The 18,945-nt window shown below is 66.9% G+C and carries 23 protein-coding genes and 1 tRNA gene; 11 read left to right on the plus strand and 13 right to left on the minus strand.

Going from position 1 to position 18,945, the window contains the following annotated elements; genetic code table 11:
* The first annotated feature begins 923 nt into the window (after positions 1-923).
* The 4 genes from GGD82_RS19815 to GGD82_RS19830 all read left to right on the plus strand — a co-directional run bounded on the left by GGD82_RS19815 (position 924) and on the right by GGD82_RS19830 (position 5,322).
* The gene (locus GGD82_RS19815; protein ID WP_150064131.1) at positions 924-1,772 is read left to right on the plus strand and encodes a hypothetical protein; all 849 of its coding nucleotides are present in this window, start codon (positions 924-926) and stop codon (positions 1,770-1,772) included.
* A 71-nt stretch (positions 1,773-1,843) separates the two neighbouring features.
* On the plus strand, positions 1,844-2,047 hold the full coding sequence (locus tag GGD82_RS19820; protein ID WP_150064130.1) for a hypothetical protein: 204 nt from the start codon (positions 1,844-1,846) through the stop codon (positions 2,045-2,047).
* 614 nt (positions 2,048-2,661) lie between these two features.
* Positions 2,662-4,257, plus strand: a complete 1,596-nt coding sequence (locus tag GGD82_RS19825; protein ID WP_150064129.1) for a M23 family metallopeptidase — start codon at positions 2,662-2,664, stop codon at positions 4,255-4,257.
* Positions 4,258-4,449: 192 nt separating this feature from the next.
* On the plus strand, positions 4,450-5,322 hold the full coding sequence (locus GGD82_RS19830) for an RNA methyltransferase (protein ID WP_150064128.1): 873 nt from the start codon (positions 4,450-4,452) through the stop codon (positions 5,320-5,322).
* Between the two features lie 126 nt (positions 5,323-5,448).
* Here GGD82_RS19830 and GGD82_RS19835 read toward each other — a convergent pair whose 3' ends face one another.
* On the minus strand, positions 5,449-7,032 hold the full coding sequence (locus GGD82_RS19835; RefSeq protein ID WP_150064127.1) for a BCCT family transporter: 1,584 nt from the start codon (positions 7,030-7,032) through the stop codon (positions 5,449-5,451).
* A gap of 664 nt (positions 7,033-7,696) precedes the next feature.
* Between GGD82_RS19835 and hisI the strand changes: the two genes are divergently transcribed.
* The 4 genes from hisI to GGD82_RS19855 all read left to right on the plus strand — a co-directional run bounded on the left by hisI (position 7,697) and on the right by GGD82_RS19855 (position 10,015).
* Entirely contained in the window at positions 7,697-8,146 is a 450-nt protein-coding gene (gene hisI / locus GGD82_RS19840) for a phosphoribosyl-AMP cyclohydrolase (protein ID WP_150064126.1), read from the plus strand.
* Positions 8,143-9,249 carry a CobW family GTP-binding protein gene (locus GGD82_RS19845; protein ID WP_150064125.1) on the plus strand — a complete coding sequence of 369 codons (1,107 nt, stop codon included), beginning with the start codon at positions 8,143-8,145 and terminating at the stop codon, positions 9,247-9,249. The genes hisI and GGD82_RS19845 overlap by 4 nt, the downstream gene beginning before the upstream one ends.
* Before the next feature lie 38 nt (positions 9,250-9,287).
* The gene (locus GGD82_RS19850) at positions 9,288-9,776 is read left to right on the plus strand and encodes a GFA family protein (RefSeq protein WP_150064124.1); all 489 of its coding nucleotides are present in this window, start codon (positions 9,288-9,290) and stop codon (positions 9,774-9,776) included.
* Positions 9,777-9,939: 163 nt separating this feature from the next.
* A tRNA-Lys gene (locus GGD82_RS19855) sits at positions 9,940-10,015 on the plus strand.
* Between the two features lie 92 nt (positions 10,016-10,107).
* Here the strand turns inward: GGD82_RS19855 and GGD82_RS19860 are convergent.
* The 8 genes from GGD82_RS19860 to GGD82_RS21665 are packed head-to-tail and all read right to left on the minus strand — an operon-like array spanning position 10,108 to position 14,627.
* Complete coding sequence (locus tag GGD82_RS19860; RefSeq protein WP_150064123.1) at positions 10,108-11,247, minus strand: site-specific integrase; 1,140 nt, start codon at positions 11,245-11,247, stop codon at positions 10,108-10,110.
* On the minus strand, positions 11,207-11,506 hold the full coding sequence (locus GGD82_RS19865; RefSeq protein ID WP_184013331.1) for a hypothetical protein: 300 nt from the start codon (positions 11,504-11,506) through the stop codon (positions 11,207-11,209). Before GGD82_RS19865 ends, GGD82_RS19860 begins: the two co-directional genes overlap by 41 nt.
* Positions 11,507-11,510: 4 nt before the next feature.
* Positions 11,511-11,681 carry a hypothetical protein gene (locus tag GGD82_RS19870; RefSeq protein WP_170284491.1) on the minus strand — a complete coding sequence of 57 codons (171 nt, stop codon included), beginning with the start codon at positions 11,679-11,681 and terminating at the stop codon, positions 11,511-11,513.
* 5 nt (positions 11,682-11,686) lie between these two features.
* Complete coding sequence (locus GGD82_RS19875) at positions 11,687-12,496, minus strand: toprim domain-containing protein (RefSeq protein ID WP_150064122.1); 810 nt, start codon at positions 12,494-12,496, stop codon at positions 11,687-11,689.
* Positions 12,489-13,511 carry a DNA-methyltransferase gene (locus tag GGD82_RS19880; RefSeq protein WP_211364851.1) on the minus strand — a complete coding sequence of 341 codons (1,023 nt, stop codon included), beginning with the start codon at positions 13,509-13,511 and terminating at the stop codon, positions 12,489-12,491. Before GGD82_RS19880 ends, GGD82_RS19875 begins: the two co-directional genes overlap by 8 nt.
* A gap of 21 nt (positions 13,512-13,532) precedes the next feature.
* Positions 13,533-13,826, minus strand: coding sequence for an ogr/Delta-like zinc finger family protein (locus GGD82_RS19885; protein WP_170284490.1), 294 nt, complete (start codon positions 13,824-13,826; stop codon positions 13,533-13,535).
* Positions 13,823-14,347, minus strand: a complete 525-nt coding sequence (locus GGD82_RS19890; protein WP_170284489.1) for a hypothetical protein — start codon at positions 14,345-14,347, stop codon at positions 13,823-13,825. Before GGD82_RS19890 ends, GGD82_RS19885 begins: the two co-directional genes overlap by 4 nt.
* Positions 14,331-14,627: a helix-turn-helix domain-containing protein gene (locus GGD82_RS21665; protein WP_150064120.1), complete on the minus strand. Its 297-nt coding sequence runs from the start codon at positions 14,625-14,627 to the stop codon at positions 14,331-14,333. The genes GGD82_RS19890 and GGD82_RS21665 overlap by 17 nt, the downstream gene beginning before the upstream one ends.
* 115 nt (positions 14,628-14,742) lie before the next feature.
* On the opposite strand from GGD82_RS21665, the gene GGD82_RS19900 reads away from it, so the two are divergent.
* On the plus strand, positions 14,743-15,177 hold the full coding sequence (locus tag GGD82_RS19900; RefSeq protein WP_150064119.1) for a helix-turn-helix domain-containing protein: 435 nt from the start codon (positions 14,743-14,745) through the stop codon (positions 15,175-15,177).
* 365 nt (positions 15,178-15,542) lie between these two features.
* On the opposite strand, the gene GGD82_RS19905 is transcribed toward GGD82_RS19900, so the two are convergent.
* Both GGD82_RS19905 and GGD82_RS19910 read right to left on the minus strand, forming a co-directional pair.
* Positions 15,543-16,367: a hypothetical protein gene (locus GGD82_RS19905; protein ID WP_150064118.1), complete on the minus strand. Its 825-nt coding sequence runs from the start codon at positions 16,365-16,367 to the stop codon at positions 15,543-15,545.
* The gene (locus GGD82_RS19910; protein WP_170284487.1) at positions 16,364-16,528 is read right to left on the minus strand and encodes a type II toxin-antitoxin system antitoxin; all 165 of its coding nucleotides are present in this window, start codon (positions 16,526-16,528) and stop codon (positions 16,364-16,366) included. The genes GGD82_RS19905 and GGD82_RS19910 overlap by 4 nt, the downstream gene beginning before the upstream one ends.
* Before the next feature lie 169 nt (positions 16,529-16,697).
* Between GGD82_RS19910 and GGD82_RS19915 the strand changes: the two genes are divergently transcribed.
* Positions 16,698-16,961, plus strand: a complete 264-nt coding sequence (locus GGD82_RS19915) for a type II toxin-antitoxin system RelE family toxin (protein ID WP_150064116.1) — start codon at positions 16,698-16,700, stop codon at positions 16,959-16,961.
* Positions 16,954-17,316, plus strand: a complete 363-nt coding sequence (locus tag GGD82_RS19920; RefSeq protein ID WP_150064115.1) for a helix-turn-helix domain-containing protein — start codon at positions 16,954-16,956, stop codon at positions 17,314-17,316. The genes GGD82_RS19915 and GGD82_RS19920 overlap by 8 nt, the downstream gene beginning before the upstream one ends.
* A gap of 4 nt (positions 17,317-17,320) precedes the next feature.
* On the opposite strand, the gene GGD82_RS19925 is transcribed toward GGD82_RS19920, so the two are convergent.
* Complete coding sequence (locus GGD82_RS19925) at positions 17,321-18,442, minus strand: contractile injection system protein, VgrG/Pvc8 family (protein WP_150064114.1); 1,122 nt, start codon at positions 18,440-18,442, stop codon at positions 17,321-17,323.
* A partial coding sequence (locus GGD82_RS19930) for a phage tail protein (protein WP_184013332.1) occupies positions 18,439-18,945 on the minus strand: 507 nt, incomplete at its 5' end. The genes GGD82_RS19925 and GGD82_RS19930, both read right to left, overlap by 4 nt.

Raw genomic sequence — 18,945 nt, forward strand, 5'->3', positions numbered from 1 at the left:
ACCAGCCCGAAGGCCAACCCATCCGCGTCGGAGCCCGGTGAAAGACCACAACCAGCCGAGCCGGTCAAGCCTTTTTTTCGGAGCCATCGTCGGTCCTTTCGGACCCGGTTCAATTTCGCGCCAGCATTGCCAGCACCTTCGAACCCGATACCCCCAGGACCCCGGAAGGCCCCAGTCCCCACCAGCCGAAGCCGCCGGAGACCCGTCCAAGACACTGGGTTTGCTTGGCTCTCGCCTCTGCCTCTCCAGCGTCCCCAACCCGTCAGCGCCGCCCTCTCAGGCAACCCCGCCGCGTCGGGAGGCCGGTTTCTACGCATCCAGCCCGTCCAGGTCAACCGCTTTTTTTCGGTTTTTTCGAAGCACCCCGGAGAGCGCCCCTGTCCAGCGTCACTGGACCCGAAAAAGGCGGTTCGTCTGACCCGAACCCGGAACCGTCATCACTCTGTCATGAGCGAGTCGAAACCGGAGAGACCGGAAACACGAAACCACGGTACGCCCCACCCGGATCACCACGACCACCCAGAGATCCATCCGGAGTCTCTCGAAACACCGCCGCCGCCTTCCTTCATCAGGAGGCGCGACGTCCGTCTCGCGTTGGAGTGATGCAGCCGAACCGGCCGGGAGGCGGTTTCTACGCACGCTGGCCGGCCGGCGCAAGCCTTTTCTGCGCGATCCCTCAAAAAAGGCGCAACCCCCGGCGCTATGGCCCGGCCGCGCGCGCCGCGCGAACAATTGGGACGTTATGCGGCCTCTGATATTCACCGCACTCTATACAATAGATCCGTTTATTTCCGGCACGACGGGACTCGTCTGTAGGGGTGGGGTCGAACGAAGACCCGTCGGAAAAAACTGGGGGATAATGAGCATGCTGGACCCGACACTGACGGGACTGGCGGACCGGACCATCAGCGAAGGCGGGCTACGTGCCGCTTTTTGAGGGCGGCACGCTCGCGGATGCCGACGGCGTATCGTACGCCCGGATGCAGATCACCAACACGGACAGCCACCAGAATTTCCTGGAGTCCCTGCTGGTCGACACCGACGGCACGGGCATCACCCTGAAGCAGGTCTATGGCTATGAGCCGTCGCCGGGCTGGTTCCCCTACCTGGAGGTCTCCGTCGATAACGTCCGGCTCGGCGCCTTCAATGGCGGAGTCGACGGCGGCAGCCTCGATCTGATTTTCGACAACACCGCGACCATCGCGGCCATCAATACGCTGGTGCAGAACATCGGCTATCGGATCATCAACGACGAGCCTAACACCACCCGGACGTTTCGCGTCACGTACAGCGATACGGCCGACATGACGACCGACATCGACATCGCCCAAACCTTCGATGTCACGATCACCCCGAAGAACGAGGCCCCGCGCAACCTGACCCCGGTCACCATGACCGCCATGGACTCGGTGACGCGCGACCGTATCGCGGAGTCGGGCGCCACCACGGCCACGGACGTGAGCGAAGGCTGGACCTACGTTCGCTCGCCCGCCAAGCAGATGAAGAACGTCGAGTTCGGCGGCGACACCCGGCTCCAGGTCACGATCGATAAGGCGGTGAGCCACGAGTACAACGACGGGGGCTATTGCCGGTGGGAGGGGTACCGCCACGACATCGGCAACGCCACCGAGGTCTCGGCGCAGATCTACATTCCATCTCTACATTCCGTCGGACTGGGGCACGACCGGGACGGTCCACACCGGCGTGTGGTGGGTCGGGTACTCCGCCGACGGCACGAGCACGATGCTCTACCCCGAGATTCAGTGAAATGAAGATCTAGGCGCCTTCGAGGTCTGGACCGGCAGTTGGAACACCCTTGCCCTGCCCGACGGAGCCCAGCGGGATGCCTGGTACACGCTGTCGGTACGCGGCGTTCGGCGCCACCGAAGAGCGGGACCCCGGCCCGTGGTTCGACCGCAGCGCCTATCTGGAGCCCAATCCGGACGTGGCGGCGGCCGGAATGAACCGGCTGTTCCACTTCATCCCGCACGCTGCCGGCGAAGGCCGCACCGGTCTGGTCGCGGACACGGACCTGCTCTACGCCTGATCCGCCGCGAGGCGGCGGCGGTCGGCATCGCCCCCTCCCGGCGGGGCGCCCCTGACAGGCCGCCGCCCAAACACACAAAATCCTTGATGGCAGCCGGAGAGTTTGAAAAAACGTCGGGGTCCTCGGCGGCCACCTTGGCCGCCTGGGGTCCTAAGCGGCCACTCTGGCCGCCCGAGAGACCGGTGTCGGACCTGCGCATCCCGTGGCGTGATCCGACCGTCTGTTCCGGGGTCCCCGGACCGCGCCGTGGCAAATTGGCAACAAATACTTAGCCAAGATCGGTGATTCGTGACTCAAAAAACACGATGGAACATACTGTTTTTAAACACCGTTCTGTTGACATATCAGGAAGACATCGGCACTCTTACAAAGCCCGAGAACTTGGCCCTCCATACGGGTGACTCGTCCTGTGAGCACGGATGACGCCTGAGATGCTTCAGGAGCCGCCCCGGGTTTGGCCGCTATCGGATGGCCTTCGTGTCCATGATGCGTCGCGGGGGCTTCAAGGTCAGACAAAGGAATGACGGTCCGCCGGGGTCAGCCTGACGGTCGCCCCCCTGTGTTGTACCGAAACACGTGTTTTGTACCGAAGCAAAAGAATGGAGAGATAGGGGATGCGGAGTCCGCTGGTCGCACGACACCACGACCATGTGAACCAGAAGCCCACCCTGACCGTGGCCCCAACGGCGCCCGGAGGGACCGGTTCCCGCCTCGGAAGGCTCGCCATCGCAACGATGGCGGGCCTTCTGACCGCCGGGCTCCTGGCGACCGCGCCGGACGCGCGGGCCACCGAAGGGGGGCACACCGGCGCCGACATCGCGGTCGTGGCGGCCCTGGACGGAGCCCCGGTTCCGCTGCCCGCGTCCAAGCCGATCCCCGCCTCGGCGGTCCTGACGACGGCGGACGGCGTCATCCCCCTGCCCCCGCCGGTCCCACCGCAGCGGCTCGGCGCCGCCACGATCACCACGGCGGCCCTGATCACGGACACCCGGTCCACCCCGGCCCTGCCCACGCCCGCTCCGGCACGCTCCACGGCGAACGGCGCCCCCGACGAAGCGGTCGACGTCCGCACCCCGGCCCCGGTGGAGATCGCCGCCCGGGTCGACAAGGGCGACACGCTGATGGGCCTGCTGATCGACGCCGGCGTGGACCGGATCTCAGCCCACAACGCCATCCAGGCCATGGAAGACGTCTATGATCCCCGCCACATGCGGCCGGGCTATGTCGTCAACATCCGGTTCGCCGAACCCGACGAGGACGCCCTGCAGTTCCTCGGCTTCGACTTCGAACCCACCACGGGCACGCGGGTCTCGGTCATTCCGAAGGACGACACCGACACCGGGTTCGCCGCCCAGGAGGTCCAGGAAGCCCTTGTGGGCGAGGTCGTGCGCTTCGGCGGCCCGATCACGCTCAGCCTCTATCAGGCGGCCATCGACGCGGGTGTGTCCGAACACGCGCTGGCCGATATGATTCATGTGTTGTCGTACGATGTGGATTTCCAGCGCGATATTCAAAAAGACGACACGTTCGAGGTCATGTACGAGCGGTTCAGCACCGCCGACGGTCGCTATGTCCGCGATGGAGAGGTGCAGTTCGTCGCCCTGACCAATGCCGGCCGACGCATCACCGCCTATGCCTACGAGCACGACGACGGCGTCGTTGATTACTTCGACGAAGCCGGACGGGGCGTCCGCAAACCCCTGATGCGCACCCCCATCGACGGCGCGCGCATCTCGTCGTCCTTCGGCATGCGCCGTCACCCCATCCTCGGCTATTCGAAGATGCACACCGGCGTGGACTTCGCCGCCCCGACCGGAACCCCCATCTACGCCGCCGGCGACGGCGTGGTGCACTACGCCGGTCGTAAGGGCGGCTATGGCAAGTACGTCCAGGTCCGGCACAACGCCGAGTTCTCGACCGCCTATGCCCACATGAGCCGCATCGAGGTCGAGAACGGCCAGCGCGTGAAGCAGGGCGACATCATCGGCCGCGTGGGAGCCACGGGCCGGGTTACGGGTCCGCACCTGCACTACGAAATCATCCGCGGCGGCCAAAAGGTCAACCCGCTGGACGTGCGCTTCCCGCCGGCCATCGCACTGGCGGGCGCGGATCTGCGCCGGTTCCAGGCGCACCGCGCCGAGGTCGACCGCCTGTACGCCAGCCTGCGGGCCTCCACGGAAATCGCCAGCACGGGTGTCCCCTCGCCCTAACGGCAGCCCAGACTCCGCGCCTTCCACGGCCGGCCGGGACCCACGTCCCGCGCCGGCCGTTTTTCTGGAGGGTGTGTGGCCTGTTTTTTCCGTTGGGTCGGGGCCGACTTTCGGGGTTTTATGGGCGCCCACCGCGCCCCCGCCGCCCCCCCGGCCGCGCGGCCCCCCTCCCCGCCCGCCGACGGATCTTCCATGGTTTCCTCCGATACCGCCCCGCCTGCTCCCGCTGGCACTGACACAGGCCCCGACGCGGCCCCGATCGTCGTGCTCGTGCGCCCGCAACTGGCCGAGAACGTCGGCACCGCCGCGCGCGCCATGATGAACTGCGCGCTGCCGGAGCTGCGGCTGGTCGCCCCACGCGAGGACTGGCTGTCGGAAAAGGCGGTGGCCGCCGCGTCCGGCGCGGAGAGCGTACTGCGCCGCGCGCATGCCTATGACTCGACCGAGGCCGCGCTGGCCGACTGCCACCGGGTCTACGCCACCACGGCGCGCCGCCGCGACCTCATCAAGCCGCTGACGACCCCGCGCCACGGGGCCGCCGCCATGCGCGCGGGACTCGCCGCCGGCCAACGGGTCGCCGTCCTGTTCGGCCCCGAGCGCACCGGCCTGGCGAACGACGACGTCGCCCTGGCCGACACCATCGTCGAGGTGCCGCTGAACCCGGCGCACAGCTCGCTGAACCTGGCGCAGGCGGTGTTGCTGGTCGGCTACGAGTGGTTCCAGGCCGGTGTCGACCGGCCGCCGGTGGAGCTGGTCACCAATGGGGCGGAGCCGGCCGACCGAGCCATGCTGATGACCTTCTTCCGCCACCTGGAGGGGGAACTGGACGCCTGCGGCTTCCTCCGACACCCCGAGAAGCGCCCCGGCATGGTGCGCAACCTGCGCGCCCTGTTCCAGCGCGCCGAACTGACGGTCCCCGAGGTCCGCACCCTACATGGCGTCGTGAAAGAGCTGCGCTGGGGCCGACGGCCCGACCGCCCGCGCCGGATCGAGGGGGGTGTCCCCGCCGACTGGGCGGCCGACGAGTCCCCCGCCCCGGACAGCACGCCCGAAGAGCGCGGGTAGAGCCGCCTCACCCGTCCGCCGGCCGACGCGACCGCGTCGGCACTGATCTGCATGCCCAAAAAAAGGGAGGGAGCCCGCAGGCCCCCTCCCCTTTCGCGTCGGCGGCTAAACGGCCGGTACGCGGTGTCATGCGTCCGGGTTGTCGACGACCCAGATGCGTTCGTGCCGCAGCCCCAGATACAGCGTCACGCACATCGCCAGAAGCACCAGGGTGAACGGCAAGCCGACCGTGATGGCCGCGGCCTGCAACGCGCCCAGGGCGCCGGCCCCCCCCACGAACAGCAGCACGGCGGCGATCACGCCCTCCATGACGGCCCAGAAGATGCGCTGCGGTACCGGGGCGTCCAGCTTGCCGCCGGCCGTGATGCTGTCGATCACCAGCGAGCCGGAGTCCGACGAGGTGATGAAGAACACCAGCACCAGACAGATCGCGATGAACGACGTGATCTGATGCAGCGGCAGGTTCTCCAGCATCTGGAACATGGCCAGGGTGTAGTCGCCGAGGCCGTCGGCCAGTTCGCCGGACTGGTTCATGACCTGCTCCAGGCCCATGCCGCCGAACGCCGTCATCCACACGATGGTCACGACGGTCGGCACCAGCAGCACCGCGATGATGAACTGGCGCACCGTGCGGCCCATGGAGACGCGCGCGATGAACATGCCGACGAACGGCGACCAGGAAATCCACCAGGCCCAGTAGAACACCGTCCAGTCGTGCATGAACGAGCCATCCTCGCGGCCCCACCACATACTCAGCGGCACCATCATTTCGGCGTAGGCCGTCGTGGTGTCCCAGAAGCCGCTGACGATGGTCATGGTCGAGCCGGTGGCGATCACGAACGCCAGCAGCAGCGCGGCCAGCGACATATTGATGTTGGACAGCACCTTCACGCCGCCGTCCAGGCCGCGCACCACCGAGATCACCGCCACCGACGTCACACCGATGATGATAGCGATCTGCGTGTTGATGCCCGACGAAATCCCGAACAAGAACTCCAGGCCGCCGGCCGCCTGCTGGGCCCCGAACCCGAGCGAAGTCGCTAGGCCGAAGATGGTCGCCAGCACCGACACGATGTCGATGACGTTGCCGAACCAGCCCCAGGACTTGTCCTGCACCAGCGGATAGAACGCCGAACGGATGGTCAGCGGCAGGCCCTTGTTGTAGCAGAAGAAGGCCAGCGACAACCCAACCACGGCGTAGATCGCCCAGGGGTGCAGGCCCCAGTGGTACATGGTCGCGCCCAGGGCGGCCCGGGCGGCCTCCGGTGTGTTGGGCTCCACGCCCAGCGGCGTGCCGAACCAGTCGGTGTAGTAGCCCACCGGCTCCGCGACGCTCCAGAACATGAGGCCGATGCCCATGCCGGCCGCGAACAGCATCGCGAACCAGGAGATCAGCGAAAACTCCGGCTTGGCGTCCTGGCCGCCCAGACGCACGCTCCCCACCGGCAGTACGATCAGGACCAAGCAGAACAGGACGAAGACGTTCCCGGACGCCAGGAAGAACCAGTCGAAGTTATTGATCGACCAAGCCTTGGCCGCATCGAATACACTTTTGGCGTCCTCGGGCGCCATCAGGGTACCCATAACAAACGCCATAATTAGAACGGCGGCAACCCAGAAGACAGGGTTGTGGATATCCATGCCGAACTTTTGAATATTATCTTGTCCGATTTCGTAGTCTGTGTCGTACAAATTCTCCGGTGGTGGCATCGTGGGCTCTCCCCTTACGCGGCCGCCCCTGTGGGGGCCGTTTGGTGGTGACGAGCGAAAAAGAGCGTCCCTACCCTTTCACGCGATGTATCGTTCCGGTGCCTCCCGCATCGGCAAAGATCAGCACGTGCGCCGAGGCGCCCGGAGGCCGCGATGCGCGCGCCCCTCTCGGATGCCGCGAATCGCATGGACCAAAGACGGTCGGAGAAGAAGGAAGGCCCGCCCCATAGAACCGCGTCCCTCGGGACTCGCCTGCGGCGCCCCACGCGCGAGGGCGGTCGAGCCTCCGCCCGGCCGATCGGGCCGGGTCTGGCCGGTGCGGGTACGCGCCCCATATCCCGGCGTGGGCCGGCTCCGGTCCGCTGCCCCGCCGCCATCCCCGTGCAATTCCGTCGGAATTCCGGATGGCGCGGCGTGTCGGCCTCGAACCGAACTCCCCGCGAAGCCGGCCCGTATCTCCCCCAGAACAGCCGACGGAACGGAACGTCGCCCCCGGTCGGCTGGCCGAAAGCCTAGAGGATACGGCGCTGTGACACAACTCCCCGGAGTCGCGCGCCCCCGGTCTGCCCCCGCCCGGAGCGCACGCCGACGGCGTTTGCCCTTGACGCCCGCGCTCGGGACGGCAGGCTACGGGGTCGTGCCGTTTGCCAGAAAGAGTCCCACCATGACCGTCCCCACCGCTCCCGTTGGCGTCCTCGACGCCGTCCAGTTCAACGCCGACGGCCTTGTGCCCGCCATCGCCCAGCAGCACGACACCGGCGAGGTGCTGATGATGGCCTGGATGACCCGCGACACCCTCGCAGAGACGCTGGAGACCGGCCGCGTCTGCTACTGGTCGCGATCGCGCGGCAAGCCCTGGCGCAAAGGCGAGACCAGCGGACAGGTGCAGACCCTCAAGGCGCTGCGGGTGGACTGCGACGGCGACACCCTGCTGGTGTTGGTCGACCAAATCGGGGTGGCCTGCCACACCGGGCGGCGGAGCTGCTTCTACCGCGAAGCGCGGGACGGCGGCGGCACCCTGGTGGAGATCGCCGCGCCGGAGGCCGACCCCGCCGCGCTGTACGGCCCGGCCAAGAGCATGGCGGGGGGCACGACGGACGGGAGCCCGGCATGAGCACCCTGCCCGTCACGGTCCTGACCGGCTTCCTGGGCAGCGGCAAGACCACCCTGCTGAACCACCTGCTGTCGCATCCGGCGCTGGCCCACACCGCCGTGCTGATCAACGAGTTCGGCGAGATCGGGCTCGACCACCTGCTGGTCCGGCACATCAATGAGGACATCGTTCTGCTGAACTCGGGCTGCCTGTGCTGCTCGGTACGGGGCGACATGGTCACGGCGTTGCGCGACCTGTTCCTGAAGCGCGTGCGCCAAGAGATCGACGAGTTCGAGCGCATCGTCATCGAGACCACCGGCCTCGCCGACCCCGCCCCGATCCTGCACACACTGATGAGCGACCCGCTGCTGTCCAACCACTACCGCCTCGACGGCGTGGTGACCCTGGTCGACGCGGTGCACGGCCTGGACACGCTCGACCGCCAACCGGAATCGGTCAAGCAGGTCGCGGTCGCGGACCGGCTGGTGCTGAGCAAGACCGACCTTGCCGCGCCCCCGGCCCTTGCGGCGCTGGAAGAGCGTCTGGCGCGCCTCAACCCCACCGCACCCCGGCTGCGAGCGGACTACGGCGCGGTCGATCCCGCCGCGGTGCTGGAGTGCGGCCTGTTCCGCGCCGACGCCAAGCATCCCGATGTGGCCGGCTGGCTGCGCGATGAGGCCCTGGCGGATGCGCACACGCCTCACCACGACCATGGGCACGAACACGAACACGAGCACGATCATGACCACGACGTGAACCGGCACGACGACCGCATCGGGGCGTTCTGCCTGACGTTCGACGAGCCCCTCGATTGGGACGCGCTGGTCACGGGCCTGGAACTCATGGTCGCCGGCCGCGGCGCCGACCTGCTGCGCCTGAAAGGCATCGTGAACGCCCGCCACCACACCGAACCGCTGGCCGTGCATGGCGTGCAGCATGTGTTTCACCCGCCGGCCGCCCTGCCCGGCTGGCCGGTCGATGCCGAAACCGGCCAGGAGGACCGCCGCACCCGTCTTGTGTTCATCACCCGCGACATCGCCCCATCCGTGGTGGAGCGGCTGTTGCGTTCGACACTCGACCTCGCCCCGGCGGACGACGCTCCGGCTCCGGACCCGTCCGCCTGACCTCCCGGCATTATTCCCAACGGCAAAGGACCACGGTCATGCGCCTTGAAGGCTCCTGTCACTGCGGAGCGGTCACGTTCCAGGTCGCCTCCGCCCACCCCTACCCGTTCAACCTGTGCTACTGCTCGATCTGCCGGAAGACCGCCGGCACCGGCGGCCATGCCGTCAACATCGCCGGCGCCATGGAGTCGCTGACAGTCACGGGCGAGGACCACATCACCGTCTATCAGGCGCGCATCCGCGATGCGGAGACCGGCGCCCGCACCATCAGCCCCGCCCGGCGCCACTTCTGCAAGACCTGTGGGACGGCTCTGTGGCTGTGGGATCCGCGTTGGCCCGAGCTGGTGCATCCGCACGCCGGGGCCATCGATACCCCGCTGCCGACACCGCCTGAGCGCACGCACCTGATGCTGGACGACAAGCCGGATTGGGTGCCGGTGCCCGACGGCCCCAACGATCGGCACCACGGCGGCTATCCGGACGAATCCCTCGCCGCCTGGCACGACCGCCTGGGACTCGCCCGCTGACACCGGCGAGGGGCCGGTCCCGTCCGAAATGTCCGTGTGCGGCAAAGGGGCGCGCGAACAGTGCGAAGAGACCGCGTGAAGGGCTTGCATTTCCGGCAGGGGGCTGATATCACCCGTCCCTCTTCGGGAAACACCGCCCGCACGGCGGCGTCTCGAACCCGGAGGGCGCATAGCTCAGTTGGTAGAGCAGCTGACTCTTAATCAGCGGGTCCAAGGTTCGAGTCCTTGTGCGCCCACCAAATTCGGAAGACAAAACAAGGGGCTAGCCGGCATCGGCTGGCCCCTTTGTCGTTCGGTTTGCAAATTTGCCAGGGACGGTTTGCAAATCTGATCAGGGTTCGTTCTCGTCGTCTCCCGTCCCGGCGCCGGACGGACCCCACTCGCGGACCTGATCCAGCTTCGTGATCGCCCGATCGGCCCGCCGCCGGCGTTCGCTGTATTTGCGCGCCATGGCGGCGGTCTCGTGGCCGGTGATGGCGCCGATGTCCTCCCACCCCAGACCGAGCTCCCGCAGGCGCGTGGCGGCCGTGTAGCGCAGGCCATGGGTGGTGACGCCCCCGGCCTCGAGGCCCTGGGCCAGACCGGGCACGGCCTGCATGGCGTCGATCATCAGGTGGCGCCAGTAGTCCACGGTGAGCGCCTTGCCGCGCTCCGTCGTCGTCAGGATGCGCCGCCCCATGTCCAGGGGCACCGGCCGGGCCGCCGTCTCCAGGGCGGCGATGCGCTCCGCCTGGGCAACGTCCCAGGCGCCCAGGGCGTCGGCCAGCGCCTGGGAGATCCGCACCGACACCCGGGCGCCGGTTTTCTCCTGGGCAACCTGGATCCGACCGCCTTTGACGTCCGAGCGCGCCATGGCGGCGATATCACCCCCGCGCTGCCCGGTGTTCAAGGCGAGTTCAAAGGCCGTGCGTTCCAGGGACCCGAGCGGCCATTGAGCGCGAAAGGCCGAGATTTCCGATTCCTCCCACGGCCGATGCCCGCCGTTCGTCTTCAGGCGTTTCGGCCGCGCCGCCGGGTTCGCGGTCAACCCGTAGATTGAGGAGCGATCGACGGCATAGGACAGCAGCACGCGCAGCACCGAAACCACATAGTTCGCGGTGCGCGGCCGATCTCCGTAGTGGTCCCGCAGGGTCAGGACGTGTTCCCGCGTGAGCTTGCGCACCGGGTTCCGGCCCCAGCTTTCGCGGATCACATCCAGATAGCGCCGGTAGTCGCGCTGGGTTTTCAGGGCCAACGCCCGAAACTCCGGACTACTCAGGTAGGCCTCGACCAACGCGGCGAAGGACCCGGGCGCCGGCTTCCCTGTTTCCGGCGCCGGCGCCAAGTCCCGGAGGGCCTGGGCAAACTCTGGCGATGCGGGATCATCGGGAAGGCGCAAGCCCGTGGCGCGGTGATAGTAGTACACACGCACGGAGCCGTCGGGCCGGCGCTTACGGATGGTGTTGACCCCTTTGTGGTTTACCTTGACCACTTCCGAGCTCCCGGATCCCCCAGTCCATGGGCTCATCGTCCGCCCCCGTTCCGTTGGTGTCGAGTCCGGACTGGCGATCCACGGCCAGATCGAGCGCCCGGCGGTCATAGCGGCCATCGGCGTGAGGCTTGGGATAGGTGCCATCCTTCACGCGGCTGTCGAACGTCGGCGGCGAAACGCCGACGTAGTAGGCGGCCAACTCCCGCGTCATGCGACGGGGGAGCGCCCCGAGCGGCCATGCGGTGGGTGTGCGGGGCATGGCGTCAGGTCTCGCCGTCGGTCTGGTCGGTGAGGCGCGGCGGCCGAGCGGCCGTGATGCGCTGGACACCGGCGGTGTCGCCGTCGCGGTAGGCGGCGATCAGGTCCAGTTCGGCCCGGGAGACCGTGCGCTCGCCGTACAGCAGATAACGGAGATCGAAGCCGCGCCCGATCAACAGCTTCAGGTCCTCCGACTTGCTGGGCAGGGTGTTGCCATGCTCGATGTACCAGAGCTTGGAGCCGGTCCAGGCGGCCGAAGCGGCAAATGCCTTGGGGCTCTCATAGCCGAGGCGGGCGACCTCTTCGCAGAACCGGGCGCTGTTGGGCACGCGGCGAGCGTCGACGTACTCCCCACTTCCGACGAACAGGTGCCCGGGTAGTTGGACGCGGACAGGGTGGCGGCGGCCGACAGCCCGGCGCAGGCCAGGGACGCGGCGTCAATGCAGCCCTCGACGATCCAGATTTCATCCCCCACCCGCTGTTTCGGTGGCGCCCACGCGAAACCCTTGAACTTGCCGTGGAAGTGCTGCTTGCGAACCGTGACGTCGCCGTCGTCTTCCTTCACCCGGACCGGTTCCACGAACCGTTCCATCCAGACGTCGGGGGCGATCTCGAACAGAACGGTGGCCGTCGCCCGGTCGCCGGTCGGATGCCAGAACCGCCCCTGGCGATACCAACCGCGCGCGGCCTCCGGCAGGCCCCGGACGAACCCCATATAGGCGTGCGCCGTCTCGTTGGGTTTCTCGGACGTGGCGGGATAGCGTTCGTTCAACCGCCCGAAAGCGTCGGGGTACAGGTCCTTGGTCGAAGCCTCGAACCCGCACTTGTTCAACCGCCCGCAGCGGATCGCCCAGGGTTCCGTGCCGTTGGCGTAGAGCTCCTTTTCGCCGCACTGCGGACAGGTCCCGCGTTGCAGCCAGTCGCCCCGGGGGCGCATCTTGTAGTCATGGATCAGGCGTTGCCGCACGTCGGCGGCGATATCGTCACGCATGATAGCCCCCCACCTCTGAGGGGCGCGGTGGGATCGCAGCGGGTCGCGCGTGTATCAGGCCGAATCCGGATTGGCATAGACGCGGACGGGCAAGGACAAGATTGGCTGGGTTGAGTTCGATGCCCACGAACCGGCGCCCCTCCGCCAGCGCGGCAACACCCGTCGTGCAGACCCCCGCGAAGGGGTCTAGAACAACGTCGCCGGGCTCCGATCCGGCGCGGAGGCACAACGTGGGCAGGTCGGCCGGGAACGTGGCGAAGTGCGCGCCCTTGAACGGGCGGGTCGGAATGGTCCACACCGACCGCCGATTGCGACGGCCGCCGATGCCATTCCACGCGGTGTCGCTACCTCGGGCTTTGCCGTCCAGATCCTGAAAAGAAAGCCTATGGTCACGCCGGAACCCGTTTCCGGACCCGTGGTCCGACACGGCGGCTTCACTGATCGCATCGCCGTCGTGGTAGTATCGGGGCGATTTCGTGAAGTGGAACACATACTCATGCGCCCGCGTGCAGCGGTCACGGACGCTTTCCGGCATGGCATTCGGCTTGTGCCACACGATGTCTTCGCGCAGGTGCCAACCATCGGCCCGCAGGGCGAAGGCTACCATCCACGGGATCCCGATCAGGTCCTTCGGCTTGATCCCGGCACCCGGCCATTTTCGCGTCTCGCCCAGGGTTTCCTGGGTGTGCCGGCGGTCAAACCGCTGCCCCCGCGTACCTTGTCGGCCCGTACCGCCGTCGCTGGCGTAACTGTCCCCCAGGTTGAGCCACAGGCTTCCGTCATCGGCGAGCGCGCGGCGGACCTCGCGGAACACGGCAACCAGTTCAGCCACATAGGCGGCCGGGTCCGGTTCCAGACCGATCTGGTCGGGATGTCCGTAATCGCGCAAGCCAAAGTACGGCGGCGATGTGACACAGCACCGCGCCGCGCCATCAGGAAGAGATTGCAGCGCCGTCCGGGCATCGCCACGGATCAAGGTGACGATGTCATTCAACTGGATATCCGATGTCATCATGGGTCCCCCGCTTCCCCTGGATCAGCCGCCCGACGCGAGCGTCAGGACCGGCCCGGCGCCGCGCTTATCGGCCGCCGAAACCGGGACCGCGCGAGGCGGAGCGGCGGGCAGGCGCGAGGGCTCCAGGATGCGCAGCGGATACAACTGCCCGACCCAGACCATGCCGCAGTCCTCGTTGGGGCAGACGTAGGTGATCTCGGTCACGGCGGCGGTCAGGTGGTGAGTCTTGGCGGTGCGGCAGCCGGTGCCGCACACGGGGCAGCGGGCCTGATTGCGGAACACACTCTGGGCGTGGCGACCCTTGGGGCGTTTCATCGTGGTGATCTCCCGGATTTTGCCGCCGCGCGGCGGTGGGGCTGTCCGCGCCGGGTTTCGCGGAGTTTCATGAGGGCGTCGTAGTCGGACTGGGCCACATGCATGCGCGTTTCCGCGCGCTGGATCAGCTGCGCCAGTTCGGAATCGGACAGAACCCCGTCCTCGGCCGCCTCGACGGCGCAGCGGGCGAGTTCGCCCAACGCCACCTGCCCTCGCGTCGCCATGTGCAAAACGGCCGCGACGTCGTTGCCGGGGGAGGCATGTGTTTCCATGTCCGCCCGATCCGCGACCAAATGGACCAACTGGCGGGAGACGATGGCCTCGCCGACGTGGGTTTCTAGATCGAGGATGACGTCGGCCGGCGGATAGCGGTCGGCATGGTCGCGCGAAGCGCATTCGGAGAGAGACGTCGGACCGATGCGCGTCACCTCAGCGGCCGCTTTCAGGCCCCCGCTTTCTTGCAGCAGCCGGCGAAACGCCGACTTCAGCCCCAGGTAGTCGGGTTCAGCGCGCCGACGCATGGCGAATTACTCCCGCGCTTTTCCTGGTGCACAGACCGCTTTCGGAATCCACATTGCGTGACACACTCTGGGGCGGAACCCCATTTTGGGGCGGCAAATCATGGAAATCGTTGGGCGTTACAGCGCCGTTCGTAGCAATAAAGATAGCTCTCATCGCGGACGGGTTTGGCATGCGCCGGCCTGCCTCCCACGAGAGAACCGCTCTCCATGTGTGGCCGCACCGTGCCGCCGTCTCATTTGCCGTGAGACCATGCTGTGTGCGCCAATCCCTGAGCTTCATATGCACCCCCTGTGCTACTGGCACATAACGTATACACAGATTGATCGTACCGACAAGGCAAATCTGCACATTTTGTCGACGTGCGGTGCACAGGCTGGGGAGGTATCGTCCGAATATGCAAAATAGGATTCGAGAGCACCGGGAGCGATTGGGTTTGACGCGCAAGGATTTGGCCGCGCGCGCCCACTGCACCGAATCACAAATCACCAAGCTTGAGCGTGGTGAACGAAGGCTATCGGCGGATTGGATCGTGCGCCTTTCGCGGGCGCTCAACACCTCTGCCGCTGATCTGGTCGAGGTAGGGCCCGGCCCAGCTCCCGCCACGGAGGCCTATCTCGGGGAGGCGGTGGAGCTGGTGTTTCGACGGGTCGAACGCCAGCCCCTGAAATTCGATGGAATTTCCGCCGCCGAGTTCGCGGCCGAATGCGTCAACTTGGCTCGAGACTTGAGGGCAATACGATCAGCCCCGAAGCCAGATGACACCCACGATCACGCCGACCAAGAAGGCAGCGGAAGCGACTCGGAAGCGCCGCCTCATATAAACCCTTAGTATCGCATGACGATTTAAACTTTTTTTGCGCTTCTGATCAAAGCGCGACCCCCACCATTCGATATATTCGGCCGTATACTGATCGATATAGATATGTTGCGCCGCTTCTTGGCGTTGCTCTCTCTCTTCCATGTGGCAAGCCCCATGCGCTACCGATCCCGCCGCGATGCGCGGCGGCGGGACGGTCCCCACTGTTGGTCAGACTGTGATGGCGGGGCTTCGCCATTGGCTCCCCGGGTGGTAGCGCACCCGGCCCCTCGCCGTCGGGCAAGGGGACTCTGATGGTCGCCCAGCGGGGCCTGTGAATTCGATATCCAATACGGACAAAAGATTCTCAAAAAGCTTCGGAGGCGCAACAGTCGTCTCTAGTGCACGATGGGTTCGGCGGCACCGTCTGGCGGCCCGAACATCCAGCACTTCACCGTCTTGCCCGTAAGGGTGCTGTTCACGGCCACGATGCCCAGGAAGGCCGGGGCTTGGCATGCTTTCAGCGCATCCCGAAGTGGGGTGTCTATCACCACTCGGATCCGATGCGTCGTGAAGTGGGCGGCGGCTTCCTTCAGGTTCACGGCCATCCGGTCGCTCCGTCTGGCGTGGTTCCACCGCACCCCCAACTCGGTCAGCCGGCCCAACCCAGCGAAGAACGGAGCCGCGACGTCGGGCAAGGGCGGGGCATCGCGCCCCAATTCGTCCAGAGGCGGGGTCGGTGTGCCGATTTCGCGGCATAGACGGTCGAGGCCCGAATGCAGCATGCGCCGTGCGGTCGGGTCCGTTTCCTTCCGAAGCCGAGCAACGATATCGGCCGCTTGAATAGGTGCCCTCGGGTTCATCCGGCGCCCATTGGACCGACCGTATTCTCCGTATTGGCACGCGAGAAACACCGTAATGACCTCCTGGCGCACGTCGGCGGCGATCGGCGTGCGGCTGAACATGCACACCAGAAGGCACTGGCCTTGGTTGAGGTGGTATTCGATGGTCGGACGCCCGCCCTGGGAGGTTTGCGGCGCATTAGCGCAAACTAATATACCGTAGCGCCTCAACTCTTCGGCGTTCGACTCAATCAAGGGCCGTATATCACGCGGCCGACTGAACCCGAGCCGCTCTGCAAGGCGCAGGTCCAGAATGCGCGGTTCGTCCAGTGTCATGTCGAGATCGGTGACTGACAGCGGAGTCAGGGTCTTCTCGGTCATAAGCCCCCCTCCTTCGGCAGATAGCCGTTGTCGCGCAGCCAGAGTTTCAGGATCCGTTCGATCATGGATGAGACCGGGCGGTCATCGTCTCTGGCGGCTGCTTCGACAGCCTTCTTTGTTTCGGGATCCATTCGGACGGAAACCGGGAGCGTTTTCGCCATCGGGCCATCACCTCGCGCATGACGGTTCAACATTGCCCGATAAGACTACTATGACGTCTTTTGTAGTCAAGCACGTTCGTCCGCCAGCAATTATATCCGATAGATATTTTTGTGCTTGACCAGCTTATATCCGATAGATATATTTGGGCCATCAACAGCGGGGGCGGATATGAAGGTCATCATCACCAGGGCGGCGCAGAAGGACCTGAAGCGGATCGACACCAAGACCGGCGCGCGCATCATCGCCAAGATCGAACAGTTCGCCGCAGATCCCGCCGCCCTGGCCGCGAACGTGAAGGCCCTGAAGGGCTCCGACCTATACCGCCTGCGGGTCGCGGATTACCGCGTGATCTACCGCCTCGACACCGAAACGAATACGGTTACCATTATGGTCGTGCTGACCGTCAAGCACCGGAGAGACGCTTATGAGTGAGACCGCCGCCGCGACCGTCTCCCCCACCCCCGGGGACACGGTCACCCTGCCCCGAGCCGACTACAAGGCCCTGCTGGAACGCCTGGAGGATCTGGAGGACATCCTCGCCGCGTCCCGCGTGGATGAGACCGACGCCATCCCGCTGGACGACTACAAGAAGATCGCCGCCGGCGACGTGTCGGCCCTGCGCTACTGGCGGGAGCGGCGCGGCCTGAGCCAAGCCGCGCTGGCCGAAAAGGCTGGAGTGCCGCAGAGTTACATTTCGACCATCGAGGGCGGCAAGAAGCCTGGGTCGGTGTCCACGTACAAGGCGCTCGCGGAGGCGCTCGATCTGGACGTGGACGACCTGATCTAGGCGCTCACGCCCCCGCCCTCTCGGCGCGCTCGGCGGCGGAGAGGCCCGACCAATCCACCCCGCTCTCGCGCAGGGACGTGATGTCCACGGCGGCGCCGCTCGATCTGCCGCCTGATCCACCACCCGATCCGCCCCCCTGGGCGGGCGGTTGCTGTTCGACGGCCTCGAGGTCGGAGCGGAAGCCGCCGGCGGCGTCGAGGGTGTGGCGGACGGTCTCGACCACCCATTGAACCCCATCCATTTCCGGCCGGAAGCCGGTCACGGCCAGGGGCTGGCCGGCGATGATCTCCGGCCGGCCGAGCGCCAGGGACAGGCGCAGGTCGCGCTGCCCCCGGGCGATGTCGGTTAGGGCGGCGCGGGCGGCGGCGGCCGCCTCGGCTTGGGAGGGATAGACCCGCCGCAAGGTGGTGACGGTGCCCGACGCCCCGGCCAGTTCGGCCCGGTCCTCGGCCGCGTCATGGTCCCGCCAGACAGCGCGAACCCCCGTCGTCTCGCCCTCCCGGTCCTGGATGCCGAACGCATGCGACCCGGTTTCCGCCCGGCGCACGGTGACGGCGGGCAGCGTGGCACCTTCGGCCGTGACGCCGGCGCCGCGTGGGGTGAACACGAGGCGACCGTCCTTGATGGTGCCGATGGCGTCCACCTGTTGCGCCAGGCGCGTGACCAGGTGGGCGTCCGATTCCGTCGCCTGATCGAGATGGGGGATCGGCAACGCGGCCAGGGTGTCGGCAATCGCCGGCGCCAACCCGTGGCGCGCGGCGACGCTCTGGAGCACCGCGCCCAGGGTGGTCTCGTCATAGGACAGGTCGCGATGGGCGCGCAGGCCTCCGGTCAGATCGGCGGCGCGGGCCTTGATCTCGATCCGGTCGGGCGGCCCGGCGTGGCGGACCTCGTCGACACGGTAGCGGCCCTTGTCGATCAGGGGCGATCCCTGCCAGCCCAGGGCCACGCGCAGGATCACGCCGCGCCGTGGCAAGGCGATGGAGCCCGTGGGATCGGCGATGGAGAGGGTGAGTTCATCCGAGTCCAACCCGGGCTTGTCGGTCACGGTCAGGGACAACAGGCCCGCCGCCACAGCGTCGGTCACGTCCACATCGTCCGCCGTCACCCGCCATGCCGGAATCATCGGTACAGGCCCCACAGATCGCCGACGGCTCCGGCCAGGGCGCCCGCCGCGTCCCGCGCGCCCGCGATCACGTCATCCGAGGACACCGCGCCCAACCGGCCGGGCAGGCTGTCGGTCAGGGCGCCGCGTCCCTCTATGTCGTCGTCGGAATAGCGCGTCAGGGATAGGGTGAAGTCCACCTTGCGCGGGGTGCCGTCGTTCATCATGTGCGTGCGGGTCTCGCTCACACTCGCCACCACCCAGGTTCCCCGCCGGCGGCCGTGGCCGTCCATCAGCAGCCACGCCTTGCCCTCCGACGCCATGCGGCGGAGCGTTTCCAGGTGAACCGGGCCGCCGGTGATCTCCGGCATCAGGGTGCCGGACAGGGTGAGCGTATCGGCCCCGGGGCCGGTGTACTGATAGGCGGGCGCGGCCCCCGCGCGGTCCTGCGACGCCCAACGCCACGCGCTGTCCCGCGCCATGTCCGCGAACGGCACGGTGTCGGTCTGGAACGTGAACAGGCC

This window comes from Roseospira marina (assembly GCF_014197855.1).
GTDB lineage: Bacteria > Pseudomonadota > Alphaproteobacteria > Rhodospirillales > Rhodospirillaceae > Rhodospira > Rhodospira marina.

Coding starts and splice junctions, on each gene's coding strand:
- GGD82_RS19820 (WP_150064130.1), top strand. CDS start 1,844: ATGCCTGGTACACGCTGTCGGTACGCGGCGTTCGGCGCCACCGAAGAG.
- GGD82_RS19825 (WP_150064129.1), top strand. CDS start 2,662: ATGCGGAGTCCGCTGGTCGCACGACACCACGACCATGTGAACCAGAAG.
- GGD82_RS19830 (WP_150064128.1), top strand. CDS start 4,450: ATGGTTTCCTCCGATACCGCCCCGCCTGCTCCCGCTGGCACTGACACA.
- GGD82_RS19835 (WP_150064127.1), bottom strand. CDS start 7,032: ATGCCACCACCGGAGAATTTGTACGACACAGACTACGAAATCGGACAA.
- hisI (WP_150064126.1), top strand. CDS start 7,697: ATGACCGTCCCCACCGCTCCCGTTGGCGTCCTCGACGCCGTCCAGTTC.
- GGD82_RS19845 (WP_150064125.1), top strand. CDS start 8,143: ATGAGCACCCTGCCCGTCACGGTCCTGACCGGCTTCCTGGGCAGCGGC.
- GGD82_RS19850 (WP_150064124.1), top strand. CDS start 9,288: ATGCGCCTTGAAGGCTCCTGTCACTGCGGAGCGGTCACGTTCCAGGTC.
- GGD82_RS19865 (WP_184013331.1), bottom strand. CDS start 11,506: ATGCCCCGCACACCCACCGCATGGCCGCTCGGGGCGCTCCCCCGTCGC.
- GGD82_RS19875 (WP_150064122.1), bottom strand. CDS start 12,496: ATGCGTGACGATATCGCCGCCGACGTGCGGCAACGCCTGATCCATGAC.
- GGD82_RS19880 (WP_211364851.1), bottom strand. CDS start 13,511: ATGATGACATCGGATATCCAGTTGAATGACATCGTCACCTTGATCCGT.
- GGD82_RS19885 (WP_170284490.1), bottom strand. CDS start 13,826: ATGAAACGCCCCAAGGGTCGCCACGCCCAGAGTGTGTTCCGCAATCAG.
- GGD82_RS19890 (WP_170284489.1), bottom strand. CDS start 14,347: ATGCGTCGGCGCGCTGAACCCGACTACCTGGGGCTGAAGTCGGCGTTT.
- GGD82_RS21665 (WP_150064120.1), bottom strand. CDS start 14,627: ATGAAGCTCAGGGATTGGCGCACACAGCATGGTCTCACGGCAAATGAG.
- GGD82_RS19900 (WP_150064119.1), top strand. CDS start 14,743: ATGCAAAATAGGATTCGAGAGCACCGGGAGCGATTGGGTTTGACGCGC.
- GGD82_RS19905 (WP_150064118.1), bottom strand. CDS start 16,367: ATGACCGAGAAGACCCTGACTCCGCTGTCAGTCACCGATCTCGACATG.
- GGD82_RS19910 (WP_170284487.1), bottom strand. CDS start 16,528: ATGGCGAAAACGCTCCCGGTTTCCGTCCGAATGGATCCCGAAACAAAG.
- GGD82_RS19915 (WP_150064116.1), top strand. CDS start 16,698: ATGAAGGTCATCATCACCAGGGCGGCGCAGAAGGACCTGAAGCGGATC.
- GGD82_RS19920 (WP_150064115.1), top strand. CDS start 16,954: ATGAGTGAGACCGCCGCCGCGACCGTCTCCCCCACCCCCGGGGACACG.
- GGD82_RS19925 (WP_150064114.1), bottom strand. CDS start 18,442: ATGATTCCGGCATGGCGGGTGACGGCGGACGATGTGGACGTGACCGAC.